The organism is Arthrobacter sp. MMS24-S77 (assembly GCF_054888235.1).
In genome coordinates this window covers 1073909-1098787 of the sequence record NZ_JBTZRN010000001.1, presented here as the reverse complement: position 1 = coordinate 1098787, position 24879 = coordinate 1073909, and the positions used below count along the sequence as shown (strand labels likewise).

At 63.1% G+C, this 24879-nt stretch carries 17 protein-coding genes and 3 pseudogenes; 9 read left to right on the top strand and 11 right to left on the bottom strand.

Features of this window, described 5'->3' with window-relative positions; translation table 11 throughout:
• Positions 1-3 precede the first annotated feature (3 nt).
• From ACX5I4_RS05055 to ACX5I4_RS05035, 5 genes are read left to right on the top strand one after another with little or no spacing between them, the layout of a single operon-like run.
• Entirely contained in the window at positions 4-954 is a 951-nt protein-coding gene (locus ACX5I4_RS05055) for an ABC transporter permease (RefSeq protein WP_461835699.1), read from the top strand.
• Positions 951-1841, top strand: coding sequence for an ABC transporter permease (locus tag ACX5I4_RS05050; RefSeq protein ID WP_461835698.1), 891 nt, complete (start codon positions 951-953; stop codon positions 1839-1841). Before ACX5I4_RS05055 ends, ACX5I4_RS05050 begins: the two co-directional genes overlap by 4 nt.
• Positions 1838-2689, top strand: coding sequence for an ABC transporter ATP-binding protein (locus ACX5I4_RS05045; RefSeq protein ID WP_461835697.1), 852 nt, complete (start codon positions 1838-1840; stop codon positions 2687-2689). The genes ACX5I4_RS05050 and ACX5I4_RS05045 overlap by 4 nt, the downstream gene beginning before the upstream one ends.
• Entirely contained in the window at positions 2686-3516 is an 831-nt protein-coding gene (locus ACX5I4_RS05040) for an ATP-binding cassette domain-containing protein (RefSeq protein ID WP_461835696.1), read from the top strand. Before ACX5I4_RS05045 ends, ACX5I4_RS05040 begins: the two co-directional genes overlap by 4 nt.
• A 29-nt stretch (positions 3517-3545) precedes the next feature.
• Positions 3546-4532: an ornithine cyclodeaminase family protein gene (locus tag ACX5I4_RS05035; protein WP_461835695.1), complete on the top strand. Its 987-nt coding sequence runs from the start codon at positions 3546-3548 to the stop codon at positions 4530-4532.
• A gap of 31 nt (positions 4533-4563) precedes the next feature.
• Here the strand turns inward: ACX5I4_RS05035 and ACX5I4_RS05030 are convergent, their stop codons facing one another.
• Positions 4564-5589 carry an adenosine deaminase gene (locus ACX5I4_RS05030; RefSeq protein ID WP_461835694.1) on the bottom strand — a complete coding sequence of 342 codons (1026 nt, stop codon included), beginning with the start codon at positions 5587-5589 and terminating at the stop codon, positions 4564-4566.
• Between the two features lie 143 nt (positions 5590-5732).
• Here ACX5I4_RS05030 and ACX5I4_RS05025 point away from each other — a divergent pair, with 143 nt between their 5' ends.
• A complete protein-coding gene (locus ACX5I4_RS05025; protein WP_461835693.1) occupies positions 5733-6638 on the top strand; it encodes an MSMEG_6728 family protein in 906 nt (301 codons plus the stop codon).
• 83 nt (positions 6639-6721) lie between these two features.
• Here the strand turns inward: ACX5I4_RS05025 and ACX5I4_RS05020 are convergent, their stop codons facing one another.
• Positions 6722-8098, bottom strand: a complete 1377-nt coding sequence (locus tag ACX5I4_RS05020; protein WP_461835692.1) for a sensor domain-containing phosphodiesterase — start codon at positions 8096-8098, stop codon at positions 6722-6724.
• A gap of 263 nt (positions 8099-8361) precedes the next feature.
• A complete protein-coding gene (locus ACX5I4_RS05015) occupies positions 8362-10809 on the bottom strand; it encodes a Tex family protein (protein WP_461835691.1) in 2448 nt (815 codons plus the stop codon).
• Between the two features lie 142 nt (positions 10810-10951).
• On the opposite strand from ACX5I4_RS05015, the gene ACX5I4_RS05010 reads away from it, so the two are divergent.
• The gene (locus ACX5I4_RS05010; protein WP_461835690.1) at positions 10952-11248 is read left to right on the top strand and encodes a hypothetical protein; all 297 of its coding nucleotides are present in this window, start codon (positions 10952-10954) and stop codon (positions 11246-11248) included.
• A 116-nt stretch (positions 11249-11364) separates the two neighbouring features.
• Here ACX5I4_RS05010 and ACX5I4_RS05005 read toward each other — a convergent pair whose 3' ends face one another.
• The 5 genes and pseudogenes from ACX5I4_RS05005 to chvE form a co-directional block, all read right to left on the bottom strand.
• Positions 11365-11802 (bottom strand): CBS domain-containing protein, encoded by a 438-nt coding sequence (locus ACX5I4_RS05005; RefSeq protein ID WP_461835689.1) that lies wholly within the window; start codon positions 11800-11802, stop codon positions 11365-11367.
• A gap of 111 nt (positions 11803-11913) precedes the next feature.
• Positions 11914-12384, bottom strand: coding sequence for a nucleoside deaminase (locus ACX5I4_RS05000; RefSeq protein WP_461838651.1), 471 nt, complete (start codon positions 12382-12384; stop codon positions 11914-11916).
• Between the two features lie 195 nt (positions 12385-12579).
• Positions 12580-13764, bottom strand: a pseudogene (gene mmsB, locus ACX5I4_RS04995) (multiple monosaccharide ABC transporter permease); the annotation flags it as partial.
• Positions 13764-15274: pseudogene (gene mmsA, locus ACX5I4_RS04990) on the bottom strand (multiple monosaccharide ABC transporter ATP-binding protein). The pseudogenes mmsB and mmsA, both read right to left, overlap by 1 nt.
• Positions 15275-15387: 113 nt before the next feature.
• Positions 15388-16503, bottom strand: a complete 1116-nt coding sequence (chvE, locus tag ACX5I4_RS04985) for a multiple monosaccharide ABC transporter substrate-binding protein (protein ID WP_461835688.1) — start codon at positions 16501-16503, stop codon at positions 15388-15390.
• 164 nt (positions 16504-16667) lie between these two features.
• On the opposite strand from chvE, the gene ACX5I4_RS04980 reads away from it, so the two are divergent.
• Both ACX5I4_RS04980 and ACX5I4_RS04975 read left to right on the top strand, forming a co-directional pair.
• Positions 16668-20339 carry a TM0106 family RecB-like putative nuclease gene (locus ACX5I4_RS04980; RefSeq protein ID WP_461835687.1) on the top strand — a complete coding sequence of 1224 codons (3672 nt, stop codon included), beginning with the start codon at positions 16668-16670 and terminating at the stop codon, positions 20337-20339.
• A 327-nt stretch (positions 20340-20666) separates the two neighbouring features.
• Complete coding sequence (locus ACX5I4_RS04975) at positions 20667-21905, top strand: IS110 family RNA-guided transposase (RefSeq protein WP_461835174.1); 1239 nt, start codon at positions 20667-20669, stop codon at positions 21903-21905.
• An 18-nt stretch (positions 21906-21923) separates the two neighbouring features.
• On the opposite strand, the pseudogene ACX5I4_RS04970 reads toward ACX5I4_RS04975, so the two are convergent.
• The 3 genes and pseudogenes from ACX5I4_RS04970 to ACX5I4_RS04960 all read right to left on the bottom strand — a co-directional run bounded on the left by ACX5I4_RS04970 (position 21924) and on the right by ACX5I4_RS04960 (position 24861).
• Positions 21924-22668 (bottom strand): annotated as a pseudogene (locus tag ACX5I4_RS04970) (triose-phosphate isomerase family protein).
• Positions 22669-22670: 2 nt separating this feature from the next.
• A complete protein-coding gene (locus tag ACX5I4_RS04965) occupies positions 22671-24020 on the bottom strand; it encodes an MFS transporter (RefSeq protein ID WP_461835686.1) in 1350 nt (449 codons plus the stop codon).
• Positions 24021-24093: 73 nt separating this feature from the next.
• Positions 24094-24861 carry an SDR family NAD(P)-dependent oxidoreductase gene (locus ACX5I4_RS04960; protein WP_461835685.1) on the bottom strand — a complete coding sequence of 256 codons (768 nt, stop codon included), beginning with the start codon at positions 24859-24861 and terminating at the stop codon, positions 24094-24096.
• Positions 24862-24879 lie beyond the last annotated feature (18 nt).

The window sequence follows — 24879 nt, the reverse complement described above, 5'->3', positions numbered from 1 at the left end:
ACGATGTCGACTTCCTCCTTCCTCTTGCGAAGGACAGGCGGGCTCTTGCTTGTTCTCCTCGTCACCTCCTTCATCGTCTTCGGTCTGCTGTACCTCGCACCTGGTAGCCCCTTGTCCTTCGTTCTCGGTCCACGCGGCGGCACTCCGGAACAGATCGCACAGGTAACCGCGCAGTACCATTTCGATGACCCATTCCTGCTGCGGTACGTCCGCTGGCTTGGAGACATCGTCCAAGGCAACCTCGGGCACTCAATCGTCTACCGGCAAGACGTTTCGGACCTCATCACAGGCCGGATCCCCACCACGCTCGGACTAGTCGCCCTCGCGGCGCTCATGATCGCGGTTGTCGGAGTCAGCCTGGGGACGCTTGCCGCGCTCAAGGGCGGCTGGGCAGACCAGGTCATCTCAACAGTCTCAACGATCGGGCTCTCGACGCCGGTCTTCGTCGTCGGGGTGGCACTGATCAGCGTCTTCGCGGTCTTGTTCGGATGGTTCCCCACGAACGGCGCCGGGACGGGCGGGCTTGACACCCTCTGGCACTTGCTCCTTCCGGCTACGGCGCTCACGCTTTCAAGCGCTGCCTACCTCGCGCGGATCACGCGGGCCTCCGTGAACGAGGAGCGAGAGCGGGAGCACGTGCAGACGGCAATCGTTCGCGGACTCGGCGGGGCTGTGGTGGTCCGTCGGCACGTCTTGCGGAACGCCCTTATCCCGATCACGACCGTCATGGGCCTTACCGTGGCGACACTGATCGCCGGGGCGGTGGTGATCGAAAACGTGTTTGCCCTTGATGGTCTTGGCTCGCTCTTGGTACGGGCCATACTGCAGCGCGACTTCGCGGTCGTGCAGGCAGTGATCCTCGTCCTCGTGGTCGCCTTCGTGGTGGTCAACGCGATCGTCGATTTCCTCTACACACTCATTGACCCGCGAATCGCACTGGGGAGCAAACAATGACGCAAGTCGCCACAAAGACTGTCACCGCGCGCTGGACCGGCAAACTCCGCGGCAGCCCGGGCCTGGTTCGAGCGACCGCGGACCGCTTGGGGCCCGTTGGCCTCCTCGCCCTCGTGCTGCTCGGGGTGATCGTACTCGTCACCGTGTTCGCGCCCCTGACTGCGCCATACGATCCGGACCGCCCGGATCTCTTCTCATCGCTCAGCGGCCCGAGCTCAACCCACCTGCTTGGCGCGGACACGCTCGGCCGCGACATCCTGTCGCGGCTGATCTGGGGCGCAAGGGTCACCCTCGCCGGGCCCGGCCTGGTCATCCTCCTTTCGACCCTCGCAGGTACTGTCCTGGCTCTCGTTGCGTCCTGGCACGGCGGCTGGGTTGACACTGCAATCAGTTGGGTACTCGACGTCCTTTTCTCCGTCCCTGGTATTGTCTTCGCCCTCATCGCGGTGGCAATCTTCGGGCCCAGCCTCTTCACGGTCGTTTCGGGCTTGGCCATCGCCTACGTCCCCTACGTCGCGAGAGTCGTACGCGGGGCCGCCCTTCGCGAACGAAACATGCCATACGTTTCAGCCGCCTGGCTACAGGGTCAGTCCGGGCCAGGAATCGCATTGAGGCAGATCCTGCCGAATGTGCAGCCCATGGTGATCGCCCAGGCGGTTTCCTCTCTCGGCTTCGCAGTCATCGACCTCGCTGCGACCTCCTTCCTCGGGCTGGGTGTCCAGCCACCCTCCGCCGATCTCGGCCTCATGGTCAAGAGCGGATTTGACGCAGTTCTCCGCGGACGCCCGGGCGAGGCAATCGCGGCAGGATCACTCATTGTCCTGATTGTCTGGTGCGTGACTGTGCTCGGCGACAGGCTCACTTCCCAAGCAAGGAGCAAGCGATGACAGGACCACTCCTCCGGCTCGCCGGCGTTCGGGCGACCCTGGACACGACTGCGGGCAAGCGGACCCTCCTGAATGGAGTCTCCTTCGAGATCGGCAGCGGCGAATCGCTCGGGCTCGTGGGCGAGTCAGGGTCCGGGAAGTCGCTCACCACGAAGGCAATCATCCGGATGCTCGACCCCGTCTTCAGCGTTACCGGTGAGATCCTGTTCGACGGCGAGTCCGTACTCGGGATGAACCCCCAGCGACTGCGCAGATTCCGGGCGGACGACATCGGAATGATCTTCCAGGATCCGAGGGCACATGTTAATCCAATCCACACAGTTGGGGACTTCCTCACAGAAGCCCTCGTTCGAAATCGGAGCCTGTCTCGCGAGGAGGCCGAGCGACGCGCGATCGTGCTTCTTGACGAAGTGGGAGTCCGGCACCCCGAGCGTCGACTGAGCCAGTACCCTCACGAGTTGTCCGGCGGTTTGCTCCAGAGAGTCATGATCGCAAGCGTGCTTCTCGCCGAACCACGCCTGATCCTGGCCGACGAACCGACCACCGCCCTCGACGTGACAGCACAATCAGACGTCATGGCGATCCTCGACGAGCAACGCCGGGCCCGCGGGCTCGCGTTCCTCTTCATCACCCACGATCTGGAGCTGGCCGCGGCATGCTGTGATCGGCTCGCTGTGATGTATGCGGGTGAAATCGTAGAGCAGGGCGCGCACGTGTACGACGCTCCTACCCATCCTTATACGGTCGAGTTGCTCGGCGCCCGCCCAAGCATCGAGGAGCGCTTCGACCGGCTCCCGGTGCTGAACTACAACCGACAATTGCACGAAGAATTGAAGGCGAGAGCATGACAGATCAAGAAGCCATCGTCATCGCACGGAATCTCCGAAAGGTATTTGTCTCGAAGGGCTCGGGGAGGGATCCGGTCATCGCCGTCGACGACGTCTCCTTCGAACTGTATCCCGACGAATGCCTCGCGATCGTCGGAGAGTCCGGTTCGGGAAAGACCACGGTGGCCCGAATGCTCGTCGGACTCGAATCCCTGACCGAAGGGCAACTTAGCGTCCGTGGCGAGTCGCGTGCCCGCGGGGCGCGCCGAGTCCAGGACCGTCGCCGCTGGGCCAGCGATGTCCAGTACGTCTTCCAAGATCCATACTCGTCCCTCAACGGTCGTCAGCGCATCGGCGACATCATAGAAAGCAATGTCGGTCTGCATTCGTCAGGGCACCCCGGGAAACGGGAGCTTCGGCATGCGGCGCTTGGGATCCTGCAGAGTGTAGGCCTTGGAGAACCCTTCTTCGCCAAGTTTCCGCATCAGCTCTCAGGCGGGCAGCGGCAACGGGTCGCCATTGCGCGGGCCCTCGCCGCCAACCCCGGAGTGATCGTGCTCGATGAAGCAGTCGCAGCCCTCGATGTTTCAATCCAGGCGCAAATCCTCAATCTCCTGAGTGATATTCGCGCGGAGCGCCAAGTGAGCTACCTCTTCATCTCCCACGACCTTGCGGTGGTCAATCAGATTTCAGACCGAATGATTGTGATGGAGCAGGGCCGGGTGGTCGACGCGGGCAGGACATCCGAGCTACTCGCACATCCGACTCATCCCTACACGCGCTCCCTGCGTGCGGCCGTACCCAGGCCCGGATGGAAGCCGACAAGGCGCGAACGACTGGCCTCCTGATCCTTAAACGTCAACTAGAAGAGGTACCCATGACACTCATCCTCACCGCCTCCGTCCTCGAATCATTGGCAGATATGCAAGCGACCATCGCGGCCGTCGAGCAGGGCTTCGGTGACATCGTATGCGGGTCCGCCCACCAACCCGGACCCACATCCCTCCGTCTGCCAGGCTCCGACGCCCGCTTCGTGCTGATGTCCGGACTGGCGGATGCCCAATCACTGGCGGCCGTAAAACTCCTTTCCGACATCCCCGGGAACGGGGACGCCGGCTTGCCGACCCAGCGTTCGAGCACCCTGTTGGTTGACCAACGCACCGGTGAGACCCTGGCCTTGCTCGACGGCCGCGTGCCCACACGCGTGCGGACCGCGGCCGCGAGCGCCGTGGCAAGCAAGCACCTTGCCCGTCCGACAAGTTCCACACTCGGTCTCATCGGTGCCGGCGCCTTGGCGGTCGCCCATGTCGAGGCCATGCTCCACGTCCTCCCGATCGACACGGTCATTGTTTGGTCCCGCACCCCTGCCACGGCGGAGGCCTTCCGGGCCAAAATTGCCCACCATGCTGTTCGGGTCATCGCGGCGTCGAGCATCCGGGAGGTGGTGGAGGCAGCCGATGTGCTCTGTACCTTGACCCCTTCCGTGGAGCCGGTGGTCCGCGGCGAATGGTTCCGGCCCGGGCTCCACATCAACGCGGTAGGAGCCCGCCCCCGCCCGAACCACCGCGAAATCGACTCCGCCGGCATGAGCCGCTCTAGCGTCTTCGTGGACAACATGGCAACAGCCGTTGAAAAATCCGGTGACCTGATGTTGGCGGTCAAGGAAGGCGCCATGTCGATCGGGGATGTCCGGGGAGAACTCGGAGCCGTCATCGCCGGGCGGCTTGCGGGACGCAGCAACATCGGGGACATCACCCTGTTCAATTCCGTGGGCATTGGCATGCAGGACCTCGTTATCGGCCGTCTATTGTTCGATGCCGCAGTCCGGCACGGCTACGGAACTTACATCGACATGGCAAGTTGAGGAAGCCGCGGAGGAGCCGGGAGCCTGCCCTCTACTCCCCTGCGGCCTTCTCCCACGCCGAAATCTCAGCTAACAACTCAGCCTTCCGTGCCGCGTCCGCGAACGATGAACGCACCGAGTTCGCGGCCAGGCGCGCCCGGTCACCGATAGACAACCCGTGCGCTGCGACGAGCTGCTCGAAGTTGTCGTCCACGTAGCCGCCAAAGTACGCGGGGTCATCCGAATTCACGCTGACATTGAGCCCTGCGGCCAACATCGCAGGCAGGGGGTGATCTGCCAGGGTGTCCACCGCACGAAGGCGCACATTGGACAACGGGCACACGGTCAGCGGAACTTGCCCGGCCACCAACCTCTCCACGAGGGCGGGGTCTTCCATGCACCGGATGCCGTGGTCGATCCTCTCGGCGCCGAGCAGATCGAGCGCCTCGTACACATACGAGGCAGGCCCTTCCTCGCCGGCGTGGGCGATCCGTCGTAGCCCGGCCTCCGCCGCGCGGCGGTAAAGTCGTTCGAACTTCGACGGCGGATTGCCCACTTCGGCTGAATCCAGGCCAATGCCCGCAATCGGCGCCTTCATGGCAAGAAGCTGTTCCAGGACCTCCAGCGCAGACTCCTCGGACATGTCCCTCAGGAAGGCGGCAATCAGGAGCGTCGAGACGCCGAAGTCCTCCACCGACGTCGCGAGTGCGGACGCCACGCCGGTCACGCATGTCTCCAAGGCCACTCCGCGCGAAATGTGCGCCTGCGGATCCATCATGATCTCAACGTGCCGCACGCCACCGGCTGCGGCCCGGGCCAAATATGCCCTGGTCATGTCCGCGAAGTCCTGCTCCGTGCGCAATACGGCCATGTTGGCGTAGTACAAATCCAGGAACGATTGCAGATCCGTGAACTCATACCGCGCACGTAGCTCGTCCAAATCCGCGTACGGAAGCCCAATCCCGTTACGCTCCGCGAGAGCGAAAATCAGCTCGGGCTGAAGAGTCCCCTCGATGTGCAGGTGCAGTTCGGCAACCGGGGGTGCCGCCGTCGTCGTCGTTTCGCCAAAAGTTTCCACCCGACAAGACTAGGACGAATACCCCAGCCAACCCCATCGGGACGCCCTGCAAAGCGAACTCGGGCAAGCCGAGCGAGCCCTCCGAGGTGAAGACCACACCGCGTCAACTTGGATCTGCGCCCTCAGGCCCCCAAACTGAAAGGATGCAGACCTTCCTCCCGTTCCCCGATTTCAAGCAAAGTGCTGCCGTCTTGGACACCGCCAGGCTGGGCAAGCAGCGTGTCGAAGCACTGCAGATCCTCCGCGCACTGGTGATCCCCGAGTTCGGCCGGCCCTCGCACCCCGCCATCCGCATGTGGATGGGCTATGTCCCCGCGCTGACCCTCTACGGCTTGGCCATAGTGGACGAATGGATTGCCCGCGGCAATCCGGACAACACCCGCGCCAGCATCACCGAGTTCGCACCCCAGGCGGCCCACCCGGACTATGCCTCCAAGATTCCGATGCCGCCATGGCTGGGCGACGCCGATTTCCACCTGAGCCACCGCTCCAAGCTGCTCCAGAAAGAGCCCCGCTTCTACGCCGAGCTCTTCCCGGACACTCCGAACGACCTGGAATACCTCTGGCCCGAGCCCGGCCACGAGTTCATCCCCGAAGACCCCTACGACGACTTCATCTGGGTGCTTCGCGCGCCGGTGGGCGACGTCGAACCCGAGAAGATCGACAGGGTAGGGATGCCGGCAGCAGGCAAGGCCAAGGCCGCCAACAGCGACGGCGACGGTTACCAGTTCGTCTACGAGTCCGAGAAGTCCCGCCGGCCGGGCAAGACCGCGCGCAAGGCACCCAAGCAACTGGTGAAGAAGCCCACCCGCAACCGCCAGCGCCAGGACGAGGCCTTCAGGACACTCCCCGGCAACACCCCCGTCCTCATCCCCGTCGAGGGCGGCGCCAAATTCGCCTTGGGCAAGATCCACGGGCGCCCCATCACCCTGGAAGACGGCCGTTTCGGCCGCAACTTCGAGGTCACCAAGATCATCGACCGCGCGGACTTCGACTACCCGGCCCTGTTGCAGGATCCGCGGGCCTTCTTCCCGATCCCGGCACCTTAGCGGGCAGAGCTAACGCGAACGACGGCGGCGCCCCGGTTCCTGACGAAAGGAACCGGGGCGCCGCCGTCGTTTAGTCATCCCGGCTACTCGTCAGCCGGTCGCGGATTCATCGACGTCTTCGTCCTAACTCTGTGTTCAAACGCCTTGCCCCACTGCGCCCAATCCTCCGGCTCCAGGGAGGGCCGCCCGAGCAGATAGCCCTGCCCCGCAGTCATGCCGAGCTCGACTACCGCGCTTAACTCGGCTTCGGTTTCGATCCCTTCGGCGACCAGGGCTGCCCCGATTTCCTTCGCGAAGCCGACCATGGCCGCTCCCAAGGCCCGTTGGCCCGGGTCCGTGTCGATGCCGGCGATGATCTCCCTGTCCAGCTTGATCACATCGGGCTTGAGGAGCAGGACGTGGCGCATGGATGCAAAGCCAGCACCTGCGTCATCAACGGCGATCCTCAATCCACGGCCTCGCAAAGGTGCAAGCTCCGCTACGAGAGGGCCGTAGTCAACAACGTGGTGCCGTTCCGTCACCTCGAGCACTATCCGCTCCGTCGAAATTCCGGACTCCGCAAAGATGCCGGGGAGCCGCGCATCAAGGCATGCCTGGGGTGAAAGATTAACTGAAACCGACAACGTGGGTGGCAGCCCGATCGCAGTCGCGAGGGCGGTTTCAAGGGCAAGGATCTCAAGTTCGACATCCAATCCGACGGCGGCGGCCTCAACGAACCACGCCTCGGGGGAAATGCCTGGAGAGCTAGGGAACCGGGTCAAGGCTTCGGCTCCAATGATTGCGCCATTTTCCAAGGAGCGAATGGGCTGGAACGCCGTCATCAGGGAACGGCCGGCCAGTATCGCTTCGATCCGTCTCCTGATCTCTCCGGCGGCGAGCGTGTCCGCTGTCCCGGGGTCAAGGGCCCTGCTTGTTCCTTCGAAACCGCCGGGTCGGCCGGCGGCGTCGCGAAGTGACCTTCCGGACACCTCGACCAGAACCCTGCTGCCATCCTTGCGGCGGCACGCGGCGTGGAGTCCGGACCATCCGCCAGGTTCGTCCTGGCTGGACGCCACCGCTTGCAGCGCATCGGCAAGGTCATCAGGATCGATGATCAAACTGATATGCCTTCCCAGCAGTTCGGAAGGCTCGTATCCGGTTAGCTCCACGCATGCCGGACTGGAGAAAGTAAAGCGACCGTCGGGTCCTATGGCCCATAACCACTCCCGGCTGGTGGTCAGCACAGTATCCATCAGGCGGGTGGTCATGGACGCCTGGGCCCGCTCCCGAAGCTGCTGCCGCACCAGGGAAAACGACGCATAAACCACAATGGGAACCACCAGCAAAGCAGTAACATCCGGAATCCAGACTGGCCAGCCGAAAGCGTTCCAGGGATCCTCGCCAATGACCATCGGAATTCCGACAGCCAAGGCAACACCGGCCTCCATCACGATGATGACGAGCAGCCACCATTTGGGCATGGATGGAATAGGCCGCGAACCGGGCGGATCCAACAGGCTTTGGAGGGCACCAGTGATCCCCTCACGTGGTGCGTTTTCCCGACGCCCGGCAATCCGCATCAGCGGCTGCCCTGCAACGTCGGATAACTCTTCCCCGGCCTTCGCATTCGAATCATGCCTCCCCCTGGCACACAAACTACGGATGCTGATCTCCTACATAATGCCACTCATAGCTCGAGAATCAGCAGCACTTGTTCGAAAACATCGGCCCTTGGGCGTCGAGGCTATTTCCCCAGCCCGGCCCGGCGGAGTGCTTCCGCCATGGCCGTGTTCACGGGCGGGTTGGGAGCAGCCTTCGCCGGCGCACCCTTCGCTGGCACACCCTTTGCGGGCGCCGCGTTCCGACCCGACGGACCCTGTCCAGCCTGCTGCGCCGGGCGCCGCTCTCCGCCACTTCGCTCGCCACGCGAGCCGCGGTCACGCCCGCCGCCGCGCGAGCCGGACCCGCCCCCGGTGCCGGGTTCGTCGTCGAGCCTGAGGGTGAGCGAAATCCGCTTCCTCTCCGGATCCGCCTCCAGGACCTTCACGCGCACCACCTGTCCGGATTTCACGATCTCGCGGGGATCGGACACGAACTTGTTGGACAATGCGGACACGTGGACCAGGCCGTCCTGGTGCACTCCGACATCCACGAAGGCCCCGAACGCCGCCACATTGGTGACTGTACCCTCCAGGATCATGCCGGGCTTGAGGTCCGAGATCTTCTCGATGCCCTCGGAGAACGTCGCTGCGGCGAATGCCGGACGGGGGTCGCGGCCAGGCTTTTCGAGCTCGGACATAATGTCCCGCACGGTGGGCAGGCCAAACGTCCCATCCACGAAGGTTTGCGGGTCGAGCGAAGACACGGCAGCTCCACGGGAAGCGGCCACGATCTTCCTGGCCACCGAATACGCTTCCGGGTGCACGCTGGACGCATCGAGCGGCTCCACTCCCCCCGTGATCCGCAGGAAGCCCGCGCACTGTTCAAACGCCTTGGCACCCAGCCGCGGCACTTTCTTGAGGTCGGCCCGCTTGGCGAACGGGCCGTTCTCGTTGCGGTACGCCACAATGTTTTCACTCAGGAGCGGCCCGACGCCGGCCACCCGGGCCAGCAGCGCGGGCGACGCCGTGTTCACGTCCACGCCCACCGCATTCACGCAGTCCTCGACGACGGCGTCCAACGAACGGTCCAGCTTCGCCGCGGTGACATCGTGCTGGTACTGCCCCACCCCGATCGACTTCGGCTCGATCTTCACCAATTCCGCCAGTGGATCCTGCAGACGCCGTGCGATGGACACTGCCCCGCGCAAGGACACATCCATGCCAGGCAGCTCCGCGGCCGCGAGCGCGGACGCCGAATACACGGAAGCGCCCGCCTCGGACACGACGAGCTTCTGCAACGTCGGACCGCCCGAGGCTGCCAGCGACTTGATGAGCTGGGCAGCGAGCTTGTCCGTCTCGCGCGACGCCGTGCCGTTGCCGATCGCCACGAGTTCGACGCCGTGCTGCCGCGCCAAGCGCTCCAACGTCACCAGTGCCTCGTCCCACTTCTTGGCCGGAGCGTGCGGATAGACGGTATCGGTGGCTACGACTTTGCCCGTGCCATCGACGACCGCCACCTTCACACCCGTGCGCAGTCCCGGGTCCAGGCCCAGCGTGGCGCGGTTTCCGGCGGGCGCGGCGAGGAGCACGTCGCGCAGGTTGGCGGCGAACACCCGGACGGCTTCATCCTCGGCCTGTGCGAACATCCGCCCGCGCAGGTCGTTGCTCAAGCGGTCCAGGATGCGCGAGCGCCACGCGATCTGGGCGGTCTGGACAAGCCACGAATCGGCGGGCCGGCCGCGCTCGGCAACCCCGAGGCACTTGGCCACGGCGTTCTCGTACCTGCCACGGGCGGCGGCCAGGGCGTCGTCGTCGGCTGGTTCTGCCTCGGCGAGATCCAGCTCGAGGACGCCGTCGTTCTCGCCGCGCAAGAGCGCGAGCACCCGGTGGCCGGGCATGCCCGAGGGCACCTGGGAGAACTCGAAGTAGTCCTTGAACTTCTGCCCCTCGGTCTCCTGGCCCTTCTTCACCCGCGAAACCATGCGCCCCTGCGTCCACAGCCGCTCCCGCAGCGTCTCGGCCAGATCGGGATCCTGCGATACCCGCTCCACGAGGATCGAGCGGGCGCCGGCGAGGGCCGCAGAGGCATCGTCAATGGCGTGCTCAGAGTTGAGGTACTTGGCGGCCTCGTGCTCCGGATCGAGCTGTGGGTTGGCGAGAAGCGCGTCGGCGAGCGGCTCGAGGCCTGCTTCGCGGGCGATCTGCGCTTTCGTGCGCCGCTTGGATTTGAAGGGCAGGTAAATGTCCTCAAGCCGGGACTTGGTATCTGCCCCGACGACGGCGGCCTCCAGTTCCGGGGTCAGCTTGCCTTGCGCGGCAATCGCCTCAAGCACCGTTCGACGGCGGTCCTCGAGGTCCCGCAGGTACCGGAGCCGTTCCTCAAGCTCGCGCAACTGGGTGTCATCGAGCGTCCCGGTGACCTCCTTGCGGTACCGGGCGATGAAGGGAACGGTGGATCCGGCGTCGAGCAGTTCAACCGCGGCTTTGACCTGCCAGGACTTCACGCCGAGCTCTTCGGCGATCAGGGCGTGGATGGCGGCGTCTGCTGACTGGTGCTGTGCTGACTGGTTTTGGGGAAGTTGGGTCACCATGACATTTTGCCCTACTGCGTTGCCCTACTAAAGCTTTGCCCTACCTAAAGCTTTGCCCTACCTAAAGCGGGCGCGGAGTGCTGTAGTGGAAAGAGCCGCTGTGGATCCCGGTCACGAATGCTACTCAAGGAAGAGGCGCATCATGCAAGAACTGCTCATCATCCTGCAGGACGGCTTTGACGCCGATGACGTAGAAGTCACGGTCAACCACAAAGAGGCTCACCACGAGCGCGATGTGTCCACCAGAGAGATGCTGGGAATGGCGGCGGAGATCTCCGTGGAGCTGCCGGCAAAGGGATCCACGGTTGGCGTTGAGGTGACCAGCCGCAAGCTGAGCGCGAGCAAGAAGCTCCACGGAAAGGCAAAGAGCCTCCTGGTTTCCATCGAGGACGGGGAACTGGTCCTTCGGGAAGGCACGGGGCGGGAGGCGTTTCTCTAGCTTGGCGGCCCTTGCTTGCGCGACTTGGCCCGGACGCGCTGACCGGGAACGCTGGCTTGGACACGGAAGCGCCACGGCCGGAAGGCCGTGACGCTTGATGGGTGCGGAAGTTGTGGTTAGCCCAGTTGCGCCATGGGAGTCTTGGCGGAGATGTGCTCGACCAATTCACCCACCCGCTGCTCGGCGTAGTTGCGGGCGATATCGCCCTGGCTGATGATGCCTACCAACTTGTGGTCGGTGATGACAGGAAGGCGCCTGACCTGGTGCTTCTCCATCAGGTCAATGGCGGCGTCGATGCTTGCATCGGCATCAATCCAGATTGGCGTGCCCTGGGCGAGGTCGGCCGCTGTCTTCTGGCCGGCATCCCATCCCTCAGCAACGCATTTGACCACAATGTCGCGGTCAGTGATGAATCCCTTGAGTCTTCCATCGCTGCCGCAGATCGGCAGGGAACCGACGTCCAGATCGCGCATCAGGACAGCCGCATCACGCAACGACTGGTCTTCCTTGACGCACTGGGCATTAGTGGTCATGAATTCGCGCACAACACTCATGAGTCCTCCTTCATCGATTGGGTATCGACGCGGACCCCCCGGCACCGACGCCGATGCTGTCAGCCTACGCTTGGGGTTTGGCTGTGGCCAGATGCTGTCTGTTCCCTTGGATTACTCGGCGATGTCCTCGGCCCACAGTTCCGGATTCTCTTCCTGGAAGGTGCGCATCATGTCCACGCACCGCTGGTCATCGAGGACCACCACCTCCACGCCCCGGGACCGCAGGAGCTCGAATTCTCCGCCGAACGTGCGGGCCTCCCCCACCACGACGCGGGGGATCTTGAACTGGATGATGGTCCCCGTACACATGGCGCACGGGGCGAGGGTGGTGTACAGCGTGGTGTCCCGGTAGCTCTTTTGGCGACCAGCGGCGCGGAGGGCCGACATTTCCCCGTGGGCGATCGGATCGCCGTTTTGGACGCGTTCGTTGTGCCCACTCGCGATGACCACCCCGTCACGGGCAAGTGCTGCACCGATGGGAATGCCACCTTCTCCGAGGCTCTTCCGGGCTGCCTGGTACGCGGCCTCGAAGGCGGCCTCGGAGGCGGGATCCGGCGACGGTTGTGCATCGGGCTGCGTCATTCGTGGCCTGCTTTCCGGGGTTTCGTGTTCTGCTTTGGCCGTTGGCTTGCTGTGTGGACCCAAGCGCAGGCCCCCGGAAGTTCGTGCCGGGACCTGCGCTTTTGCCCATCCTTGCCTAGGAGCTTGCGACGGGTGTCCTGCTCTTTGCGTCGCTCGGGGCACTTCGGGGGTGGTCTTCCTCTGTTGGCGGCCGCTCGTTTTCGATCCTCCCGCGCGTCGCTTGTTGAAGACATCGAACGCGACGGCGGCCAAAAGTACCAGGCCCTTGATCAGCTGCTGGTATTCGGTACCGACGCCAAGAATGGACATGCCGTTGTTGAGGATGCCGATGATCAAGCCACCGATCAGGGCGCCCATTACCGTTCCAATTCCTCCGGTGACGGCAGCGCCTCCGATGAAGACTGCAGCGATCGCATCAAGTTCGAAGCCGTCTCCGGCTTTGGGGTTGGCAAGGTTCAACTGCGCCGTAAAGACGAGGCCGGCCAAAGCCGCCAGAACACCCATGTTCACGAACAGGGTGAACGTGACCCGCTTGACCTTGACACCCGAGAGTTCCGCGGCGAACCGGTTGCCTCCGATCGCGTAGATGTGGCGGCCCCAAACCGAGTTGGCCATCACCGCTGAATACGCGACGGTGAGCAGGCCCAGCACGATAAGCACAATCGGAGTCCCACGGTAGCCCGCGAGCAGGTAGGTGATCAGCAGGATCAGCAACGCGGTGAAGACCATCTTGCACAGAAACCAAGCGAACGGCTCGTCCTCGAGGTTGTGCTTGCGGCGCGCCGTCCGTTGGCGCAGGTCCTGCACAACCAGAGCAATGGTTGCGACGATGCCGATGATCATCGTGAGTGGCTCAAGGGCGGAGGTGCCGCCCCCTAGGTCAGGAAGGAAGCCGCTGCCCAAGGATCGGAATTCATCCGGGAAAGGGGAAATCTGCTGGTTCTGCAAGGCGATCTGGGTTAGCCCGCGGAAGGTGAGCATACCGGCCAAGGTGACGATGAACGCCGGTATGCCGAAGTAGGCGATCCAGAAGCCCTGCCACATGCCAACGAGGGCGCCGATCGCTAGGCAAAGGATGATGGCAAGCCACCAAGGCACGCCCCACTGGGTAATCATCACACCTGACATTGCTCCGACAAAGGCGACCACGGAACCGACGGAGAGGTCGATGTGTCCGGCGATGATGACCATCACCATGCCAATGGCGAGAATGAGAATGTAGCTGTTCTGCACGATCAGGTTCGAGACGTTGATAGGAGCCAACGTGATGCCGTTGGTGCTGACCTGGAAGAACAGGATGATCACAATGAGTGCGATGAACAGGCCGACTTGGCGCAACTGGCCGGCCAGGTAGTGCAATGCGGAGCGAAGCGCAAACATCAGGCTTCCTTTTCTTGGGTCATGTATTGCATCAGGTACTCGGCGGTGGCCTTTTCCCGTGGAATGTTGGCGGTGATCCGGCCCTCCGAGAGGGTGTAGATCCGGTCGCAGATGCCCAGCAGTTCGGGCAGCTCAGAGGAGATCACAACGATGCCCTTACCCTCGTCTGCCAGCTGGTTGATGATCGTATAAATCTCGTATTTGGCGCCGACATCGATGCCCCGTGTGGGCTCGTCCAGGATCAGTACGTCTGGGTTGGCGAACATCCATTTCGACAGGACGACCTTTTGCTGGTTGCCGCCGGAGAGCTTTCCGGTGACCGCGGCAACCGTGGCTGCCTTGATTTTCATGCTGCGTCGGTAGCCTTCAGCGACCAGGTTCTCCTTGTTGCTGTCTACCCAGCCCCAGCGGGAAAGCTTGCCTAGGGCGGCGCCAGAGACATTACGCATGACGTTGTCAAGCAGGTTCAGTCCATAGTGCTTGCGGTCCTCGGTGGCATACGCGATGCCGTGCTTGATCGCGGCGGTCACGGTGTTGGTCTTTATCTCCTGGCCGTTTTTGTAGACGTGGCCGCTGATCTTCGCTCCGTAGCTGTGGCCGAAGATACTCATCGCGAGTTCGGTTCGTCCGGCGCCCATCAGTCCGGCGATGCCGACTATCTCGCCGGCACGAACGTTGAAGCTCGCGTTCTTAACCACCTGCCTGCTCTGGTCCACCGGGTGGTGCACGGTCCAGTCCTCGACCCGCAGGATTTCCTCCCCGATGGAGGGCTGGTGTTCGGGATAGCGATGATCGAGGTCCCGGCCCACCATTCCCTTGATGATGCGCTCCTCGGAGATCTCATCGCTGTGCATATCAAGAGTCTCGATGGTCCGGCCATCGCGGATAATGGTCACTTTGTCCGCAATGGCTTTGATTTCGTTGAGCTTGTGGCTGATGATGATCGAGGTGATGCCTTGGGCCTGCAGGTGCTTGATCAAGCGCAGCAAGTGTGCCGAGTCCTCGTCGTTCAGGGCTGCGGTCGGCTCGTCAAGGATGAGGAGCTTCACCCGCTTGGAAAGTGCTTTGGCGATTTCGACCAGCTGCTGCTTGCCCACGCCTAGATCCGTGATCTTGGTGATCGGGTTGTCGTTGAGGCCCACGCGCGCGAGCAGTTTTGACGCCTCAAGGTTCGTCTTGTTCCAGTCTACGAAGCCGTTTCTGGCCTGTTCGTTGCCGAGGAAGATGTTTTCGGCGATGGAAAGGTAGGGGCTCAGGGCGAGCTCCTGATGGATGATCACGATGCCTGCGGCCTCGGATCCTTTGATGTCTTTGAATTCGCAAAGCTCGTTTTCGAAGTGGATTTCGCCTTCGTAGGTTCCGACCGGGTAGACCGCGGAAAGCACCTTCATCAGCGTTGATTTGCCGGCCCCGTTTTCGCCGCAAATCGCGTGTACATGGCCCCGCTGGACCTCAAGGGAAACATCTTGGAGGGCCTTCACCCCCGGAACGTCTTGGTGATGCCGCGCATCTCGAGAATATTCGTCGTCACGTCAAGTCCTAGCTTTCGCGTTTTCACGCTGTGGATCTCAAAGGTGTGGTGGTGGCGGTAGGAGCCCGCCACCACCACGGTTCAGGGCAGGACTACTTCAGGTCCGACTGTTTGTAGTAGCCGCTGTCGACAAGAACGTTCTGATAATTATCCTTCGTGACGACGACTGGCTGCAGCAGATACGTCGGTACAATCTTGGCCTTGTTGTCGTAGCTCTTGGTGTCATTGGCCTCGGGGGTCTTGCCCTTGAGCAGGTCATCGGCCATGGTGACGGCCCGCTTTCCGAGCTCGCGGGTGTCCTTGAAGATCGTCGAGTATTGCTGGCTGGCGATGATCGACTTCACCGAGGCCGCCTCCGCGTCCTGGCCTGTGATGACCGGCAATGCCGAGGGTGAATAGCCCGAAGCAGTCAGTGCTGAGATGATGCCGATCGAGAGACCGTCATACGGAGAGAGGATTCCCTGCACCTTGGCTCCGCCGGAGTAGGTGCTGGCGATCAGGTTCTGCATGCGCTTCTGGGCCGTCGCCGGATCCCAACGCAGCGTGGCGATCTGAGTGAAGCCCGTCTGGCCGCTCTTGACCACCAGGGTGCCGTCGTCGATGTACTTCTTCAGTGTCTCCATGGCGCCGTTGTAGAAGAAGGTCGCGTTGTTGTCGTCAGGGCTGCCCGCGAAGAGCTCCACATTGAACGGGCCCTTCTTGCCGGTTTCCTTACCATCCTTATCGAGGATCCCCAGCCCGGTCAACAGCGAGGTGGCCTGCTGGACCCCGACCTTCTTGTTGTCGAAGGTCGTATAGTAGTCGACGTTCTTGTTGCCGTTGATCAGGCGATCGTACGCGATCACCTTAATGCCGGCTTTGGCCGCGTTATCCAGCTGGTCGCTGAGCGCCGTCCCGTCGATCGCAGCGATGATCAGCACCTTAGCGCCCTTGGTGATCATGTTGCTGATCTGCTGGACTTGCTGTGGAATCTTGTCGTCACCGTACTCAAGGTCCGTCTTGTAGCCCATCTTTTCCAGCGAAGCCTTGATGGCATCACCATCCTTGATCCAACGTTCGGAGGTCTTTGTCGGCATCGCAATGCCCACCAAGGATCCGCTGTTGTCCCCTCCGCTGCTTTCAGCGCTAGCGCCGCGGCTACCGCAGGCGGCAACGCTGAGGGCCATACTGACGGCCGCAGCGCCGACAATAAGCTTCCGTAGTTTCACTTTCAGTCCTTCGATTGCAGTTGACGTCGTTGTCGAGAAAACCCCGAAGATCACCCCGTTTGATCTGCGTCACATGTTAGCGCTAACAAGCCCTGTCGAGCAACCACTTATTGTCGCACCCCACTGATAGCTTGGCTTCATCAGCTCAACGGTCTGGGGGCACGGTGTTTTTTCTCGATTCAGAGGTTGCAGGGCAAGAGCAGGACCTGGTGTTTTCGGCCAGCGACCTCGTCACGGCCTCCACCTGCGAGTACCAGTTGCTGCGCAAGTTGGACGAGAAGCTGGGCCGGTCGCCGAAGCCTGTCTTCGACGTCGACGAAATGCTCGAGCGCACCGCCGTGCTGGGCGATATTCACGAACACAGGGTGCTGGACCGTTTCGTGGCGGAGTTCGGGCGGTGGGATCCGCTTACCCGAAAAGGCGTGTTCGACGTCGTTCCCGCCGCGGCGATGGACCGCGCCACCCTGCAAGCCAAGCATGCGGAGTCCATCGACGCGTTGCGATCCGGCGCGGACGTGGTCTTCCAAGCGGCGTTCTTCGATGGACAGTTCCATGGACGGTCCGATTTCCTCGTCAAGCAGCCGGACAACAGCTACGCCGTTTTCGACACCAAGCTCGCGCGCCACGCCAAGGTCACCGCGCTGCTGCAATTGGCAGCCTACGGAGACCAGCTACTCAAAGCGGGGGTTGCTCCCGCACCGGACCTGACACTTGTCCTCGGCGCGACTATTCAACGTGAGGTCGCCGGATCGGAATCGCCTGGGCCGGAGGGTGCGGCCGGCTTCGACTATGTACACAGCAACCATCGGCTCGCCGACGTGCTGCCAGTGTTCCGCGAGCGCCGCGACCGCTTCTTGGCATTGACTGAGGCGCACCGATCGCAGCCGGAGCCCATCCAATGGGGTTCGCCCGGGATCACTGCATGCGGCCGCTGCGACTACTGCAAAGAACAAGTGCGCCTCCACCGGGATCTGCTGATGGTCGCGGGGATGAGAATCACTCGCCGCAAGAAGCTCATGGAAAACGGCATCTTCACCATCGACGCCCTCGCCGGGATGCTCGACGCCGCCGATTCCGCCACACGGCGCCTGCAGGAACAAGCCCGCCTACAGACCGGAACAGCCACGCCCGACGGCACCGTCAACTACACGGACAAGACCGGCCAAGCCAAGAGCATCAGCTACTCCGTCCTGGAATCCAACTCCTTGGCCCGGCTCCCCCGGCCCGACGCGGGAGACATCTTCTTCGACTTCGAAGGCGACCCGCTGTGGCAAGACCCCGTGACCGGCCGTTGGGGCTTGGAGTACTTGTTCGGCGTGATCGAGAATCCCACCGAGCCAGGCGGAACGCCGGTGTTCAAGCCGTTCTGGGCACACTCCCGGGCCGAGGAGCGCCAGGCGTTCATCGATTTCCTGGACTACGTGGACGAACGCCGAATGAAGTATCCGGACATGCGGATCTACCACTACGCCGCCTACGAGAAAACCGCGCTGCGCAATCTGTCGGTCATACACACCGTGGGCGAAGCGGCCGTGGACAACCTCCTCCGTGAGGGCGTGTTGGTGGACCTCTACGACACCGTGCGCCACAGCATCCGCATCTCTGAAGACTCCTACAGCATCAAGAAACTCGAACCCCTGTACATGGGCCAGCACTTGCGTTCGGGGGACGTGACCGATGCCGGAGCCTCCGTGGTTGCCTACGCCAACTACTGCACGGCCCGGGACGCGCATCGCGAACATGAAGCGGCAGCAATCCTGGCCGGGATCTCCGACTACAACGAATACGATTGCCTCTCCACCCTGGAACTGCGGAACTGGCTGCTGGGCCTGGCCGCGGAGCGCTCCATCGAACTCGGTGTTCCGGCGGCCTCCTTACCCGAGCTACCTACGGAGACGGAGCCCGACAAGTACCAGGCCGCGCCCGAGGAAACAGCCCTCCTCGACTACCTCTCAGAATTGCCGGACGAGGCGCTTCGATCCGATGACAACCGTGCGGTTGCCCTGGTGGCGGCCGCTGTCGGCTTTCACCGGCGGGAGGACAAGCAGTTCTGGTGGGGACACTTCGACCGTCTGGACCGGCCCGTCTCAGAATGGGAGGACACCAGGGATTGCTTCATCGTGGAACGCGGCGAGGTGGTGCGGGACTGGGCCAAACCGACCCCCCGCAGCAACCCGGCGCGGACGGTACAGCTGTTCGGCCACGCCGCCGACGGCTCCGGCTTTGCGCCCGGTAAAAAGTACTTCCGGATGTACGGACCTCCGCTCCCCGACGCTTTCCGAGGCAAGAACGAAAGTGCCTTGGGCAGATCGGGGCTGTTCAGCACGGACGTGATCGATGCTGGCGGACCCGGTGACGGCCTTACTCTTCCGGAGCCCGACGACGCCGCGCCCGACGTCGTGACCATATCGGAGCGGTTGCCCAAAGGCGCTGCCGAATACTCACAGTTGCCAATAGCCCTGACTCCCGATGCCCCGCTCAACACAGATGGGCAAAGGACGGCCTTGAGCGAACTCGCGGTCAAAGTGCGTTCCAGTCTGCCGTCGTGGCCGAAGGACCCCGCCTTGGACCTGCTGCGTCGTGTGCCCCCAAGGCTGGCGATGCTCACGGCCCTACCCGCCGTCGGCCCAGGCGACGATGGTTATGTGGATGCGATCACCACGGCCGTGAAAGATCTGGATCAGTCATACCTGGCAGTCCAAGGCCCACCCGGAACGGGCAAGACCCACGTGGGCTCACACGTAATTGCCCGGCTGGTGCTCGAGGGCTGGAAGGTGGGGGTTGTTGCGCAGTCCCATGCGGTGGTGGAACACATGCTCCACGCCGCGGTGAGGGCGGGGGTCGATACGGATGTCATCGCCAAGGAAGTGAAACACGATGACCCCGTCCCCTGGAGCCAACAGGCAAAGGACGATATTCAGCGACTGATTGAATCCCCCGGCGGCTGCTTGATCGGCGGCACGGCGTGGACCATGACAGGCCGGACCGTTCCAGTGAGATCGTTGGACCTGCTGGTCATCGACGAAGCCGGGCAGTTCTCGCTCGCCAACACGCTTGCGGTGAGCCGGGCAACCAAGAGGCTCCTGCTCCTCGGCGATCCGCAGCAGCTTCCCCAAGTCACGCAGGGCAAACACCCGGAACCTGTGGACGAGTCGGCTCTCGGCTGGCTGGCCCATGGCCTGCACACCCTGCCCGCAAAGCTCGGCTACTTCCTGGCGACCTCATGGCGAATGCACCCGGATTTGTGCGCCGCAGTGTCCGAGCTGTCGTATGACGGCCGGCTGCATTCAGCACCGGCTGCTTCCAAGCGGCGGCTCTCCGGAGTACGGGCCGGCGTCGAATGCGTCTACGTCCCGCACAGCGGTAACTCCACCCAGTCGCCGGAAGAGGCAGTGAAGGTAGTCGGGCAAGTCAAGGAACACCTCGGTTTGGCGTGGCTGGACCCCCGGGAATCGCCTGAGGAGCGGCCGCTCGTCGAAAAGGACATTCTCGTGGTGGCGGCCTATAACGCCCAGGTTCAGCTCATCCAGCGCGAGCTGAGGGCGGCCGGACTCCGTGGTGTGCGCGTCGGCACCGTGGACAAGTTCCAGGGCCAGGAAGCTCCTGTGGTGATCGTTTCCATGGCCGCTTCCGCTGCCGGAGAGGTGCCTCGCGGCATGGAGTTCCTGCTCTCCCGCAACCGGATCAACGTGGCAATATCGCGCGGTCAGTGGCGCGCCGTCGTCGTACGCTCGCCCGAGCTGACCAACTACCTGCCTACCCAACCGGAAGGGCTGGAACACTTGGGCGGTTTTGTGGGCCTTTGCCACCGGGCCAGCCCAACTAGCTCGCAGTAGTTGTCGTTATGAGGGCTGAAAACGACAACTACTGCGAGTCAGCGGATGAGCGCCGCTAGCGCGCCGTGGACCGGGAAAGTATGCGTCTGGCGCACCTGGACTCTGGCCCTCTCCGGGCGGCTCGGTGATCATGGAGGTGTTCGTCTTGGTGAACGCCGACCCAAGTTGGTGCCTTGAGTCCGTGAGTCAGCGTGGTGTGGGAGGGCTTCCACGGGAACCGTGGATTGTTGCTTTGAAGCACGGGTATTAGATTCCTGAACATATTCCCTGTCCTCCCCGAGACGGACACAGTAGATGGCCGCCTGAGGGTGTTGGAGGGAAGAAGGAATGGACATTGTTCACGAGCGGGCCGCGGGGTTGGATATCTCCAAACGCGACGCGAAACTCTGCGTGCGGGTGCCGGGCCCGCGGGCCGGGACCTATGCGTCGACGGTCACGACCTGGGGCTCGACTACACAGAAGATCCTGGAACTGCGGGAGTTCCTGGAACGCGAACATGTGACCACGGTGGTGATGGAAGCGACCAGTGACTACTGGAAGCCCTTCTACTACCTGATGGAGGAAACGCTGCCGGTGATGCTCGTCAACGCCAAGGCCGCCCGGAACATCCCCGGGCGCAAGACGGACGTCTCCGACGCGGCCTGGCTGGCGCAGTTGGCCGCTTTCGGGTTGTTGCGGGCCTCGTTCGTGCCGCCGGAACCGATCCGTGAACTCAGGGACCTGACCCGGGCCCGTGCGATCGCCACCCGCGACCGGGCCCGGGAGATCCAGCGGCTGGAGAAGTTCCTGGAGAGTTCCGGGATCAAGCTCTCCTCCGTGGTCTCGGACCTGACCGGGGTGTCCTCCCGGGACATGCTCGAGGCCCTCATCAACGGGGAACGCAACCCCGATGTCCTGGCCGGCATGGCCCGGGGAGTGCTGCGCTCGAAGATCCCGGCCCTCGTTGACGCGCTCACCGGGCGGTTCAAACCCCACCACGCGTTCATGGCCCGCCTGCACCTGGACCAGATCGACACCCACACCCGGGTCATCGAGACCCTCACGGCACGGATCGAGGAGGCGATGGAACCCTTTCGCGACGCCAGGGAAGCCCTGGCCACCATCCCCGGAGTCTCCCTCAAAGTTGCCGAAGTGATCATCGCCGAAACCGGTGCGGACATGGCCGTGTTCGAAACCCCCGCCCGGCTCGCGTCCTGGGCCGGCGTCAGTCCCGGATCCAACGAGTCCGCCGGACGGATCAAATCCGCGCACATCCTGCCCGGGAACAAATACCTCAAGGCAGCCCTGGGCACCGCGGCCATGTCGGCCGCACGGTCCAAGAACACCTACCTCGCCGCGAGATACCACCGCATCACAGCCCGAAGCGGACGCAACAAAGCCCTCGTCGCCGTCGAACATTCCATCCTCACCGCAGCCTGGCACATGCTCGCCAACGGAGAGTGCTACAACGAGCCCGGAGCCGACCACTTCACCCGCATCAACCCGACCCGCGCCAAGAACAACGCCATCAAGCAACTCACCAGCCTCGGCTACGACGTCACGCTCACACCGGTCACTGCAGCCTGACCCACCCCTACTTTCGTATTAGTTGGGTAACTCCAGCGCTTCGTCTAGTACTGTCCCGAAGTTCGCCGGGTCGTGGGCGAATCGGCCCAGGAAGAGTCCGGACACGCCGTTGAGCTCAGGCAGGAGCCCGGGCTTGGCAGAGCCACCGTAGATGATGGGCAGCCCAGCCAGGCCATGCTCGGCGAGCAACTCCCGGAGGTGAGCGACGACGTCGGAGACGTAAGCTGCCCGGGCAGGCTCGGGCGCGCCGATGGCCCACACCGGTTCGTACGCGACGACCAGCCGTCCCGCCGTCGCCCAATCCTCTTGGACGGCGGCTGAGATCTGCCGGTACACGAACGACGCCGCGACCTCCGGCTCGGAGACGGTTTCCTCTCCGACGCACAGCAGCGGGGTCAGCCCGGCGTCCACCGCGGCCCGGACCTTCAGCGCGACTACTACGTCGTCCTCGGCGAAATGTCGGCGTCGTTCCGCGTGTCCGATCTCCACGAGCCGCACACCAAGCTCCGCCAGCAAGGACGGCGACACTTCCCCGGTCCACGGGCCGTCGGACCAGCCGCAATTCTGCGCACCCAAGAGCAGAGGAGAATCCTCCAGCATCTGGGCTGCAGCGGGCAGCATGGGAAACGACGGGATGACGAACGGGACCACCCGCCCGGCCACAAGGGCCGGGCGGGCGTCCACTTCACCTCGCAATTGCTCCAGCCAGGAACACGGTGTGCCGGAACCCCATGTACATCTTGGTGCTCACACCGATGTACATGGCTACTTGCCCAGGAACTCGTCAGCCTTGTTCTTGAACGCCCGGGTGCCGAACATCATGGCGGCCGCCAGGAACGGAAGGATTCCCAGTGCGTAGACGCCGGCCGATCCCGTGGGGTCGGCGGTGGCGCTGTTGACCGCGGTTCGCAGGATGGGGGCCACAAAACCACCTAGGTTGCCCAGCGAGTTGATAAGGCCAATACCGGCGGCGGCTGCGGACCCGGCGAGGAACGCCGTCGGGTAGGCCCAGAAGACCGGACCGACTGCCAGGAAGCTGCACACTGCGAGCGTGATGAAGATCAGCCCAAGCACCGGCTGGTGGTTCGTCCCGGCCCAAGCCGAACCGAGGATGCAGACACCCGTGGACACGAACAGGACGGTGCCGAACGTGCGGCGCTTGGCAACGGTGTTCGCCGCACGGCCGATCAGGTAGCAGGAGAAGATTCCAAAGAACCACGGAACGGCGATCAGCAGGCCGACGGCGAGGCCCACCTTCTGGCCGGTCAGCGAGGAAACCTGCTGCGGCAAGAAGAAGGTGACACCGTAGACGGCGATCTGCAGGCAGAAGTAGATGATCGTGAAGTACCACACGCGGCCGTTGCGCATAGCGGCGAACACACCCCGCGGGCCGGTTTCATCCTTGACGGTGTCCTCCTGCGCCATGATCTCCTTGAGCGCGAACTTCTCGTCCGCATTGAGGAACTTGGCCTTCTCCGGGCCGTTGATCAGGAAGAAAAACGCCGCAATGCCTGCGAGCACAGCCAAGATACCTTCGGTGAAGAACATGACCTGCCAACCACGGACGCCGGGAATCTGGTCGCCGATGTTGATCAACCAGCCGGAGAGCGGGTTGCCGATCATCTGGGAGAACGGCTGGGCAAGGTAGAAGATCGCGAACATCTGCACGCGCACCTTGTTCGGGAACCACTCGGCCAAGTACATGATCACGCCCGGGAACAGGCCCGCCTCTGTCACACCGAGCAGGAACCGCAGGATCACGAATGATGTCTCACCCTGCACGAAGGCGAAGCAGGCCGAGACGAGGCCCCACGTGATCGCAATGCGGGCGAGCCAGATCTTGGCGCCGACCTTCTTGAGCAGCAGGTTGCTGGGGATTTCAAAGATTGCGTAGCCGATGAAGAAGATACCGGCACCGAGCGCGAACGCCCCGGCCGAGACGCCTTTGTCCGCACCGAGGGCGGCTTCAGCGAAACCAACGTTGGTGCGGTCGAGGAAGGAAACGACATAAAGGATGACCAGCATCGGCATGAGCCGGGCGGCAGCCTTGCGGATGGCCGATTTCAGAATCGGCGAATCCAGCATCTCCTTCGTGGATGTAGTTGCAACGGACATCGAAACTCCTCGTTGAGTAATCAGAGCTGAGTAGTCAGGGTTGGGGCATTTCAAGGGGTGATACGGTCCGGAATTAATGCATGTACAGTCCGCCGTCGACATTCAGCGTCTGGCCCGAGATGTAACCGGAGTCCTCGCTGATGAGGAAGGCGATGGCGGCGGCGATGTCCCGGGTGGAGCCCACGCGGTTCACCACGAGGTCCTTGGTGAGTTCGTCCTTGCGTTCCTCGCTGAGGGTGCCGCCCATGATGTCGGTGTCGATGGGGCCGGGAGAGATGGCGTTGACGGTGATGTCGAATTCGCCGAGCTCGCGGGCGGTGGCGCGGGTCAGGCCGATGACTCCGGCCTTTGCAACCGAGTACGGGGTCTTGGAGAACGTCCCGCCGCCGCGCTGGGCGGAAACCGAGGAGATGTTCACGATGCGTCCGATCCGGTTTTTGACCATGGATTCGGCCACGCGGCGGGTGGCGTAGTGGACGCCGTTGAGGTTGATGTTCAGGACACGGTTCCATTCCGCGGGCTCGAGTTCCAGGTACGGAATCGGCGAGCTAACACCGGCAACGTTGGCCAGGGCGACGATCTGCGGCAACTCAGCCTCGAGCGTGTCGATGGCGGAGCGGACGGATGCTTCATCGGCCACGTTGGCGCCCACGCCATAGGCCTTGACGCCATATTCGGCGGCGATTTCCTTCGCGGTGCTCTTGCACAGGGCGTTGTCCAGGTCGATGATGCCGATGTTCCAGCCTTGCGCGGCCAGGTAGTTGACGGTGGCCCGGCCGATTCCGCGCTCGGAGACGGCGCCGGTGACAATCGCGGTTCGTTCTGCGGGAAAGATGCTCATGGGTATTCTCCTGTGAAT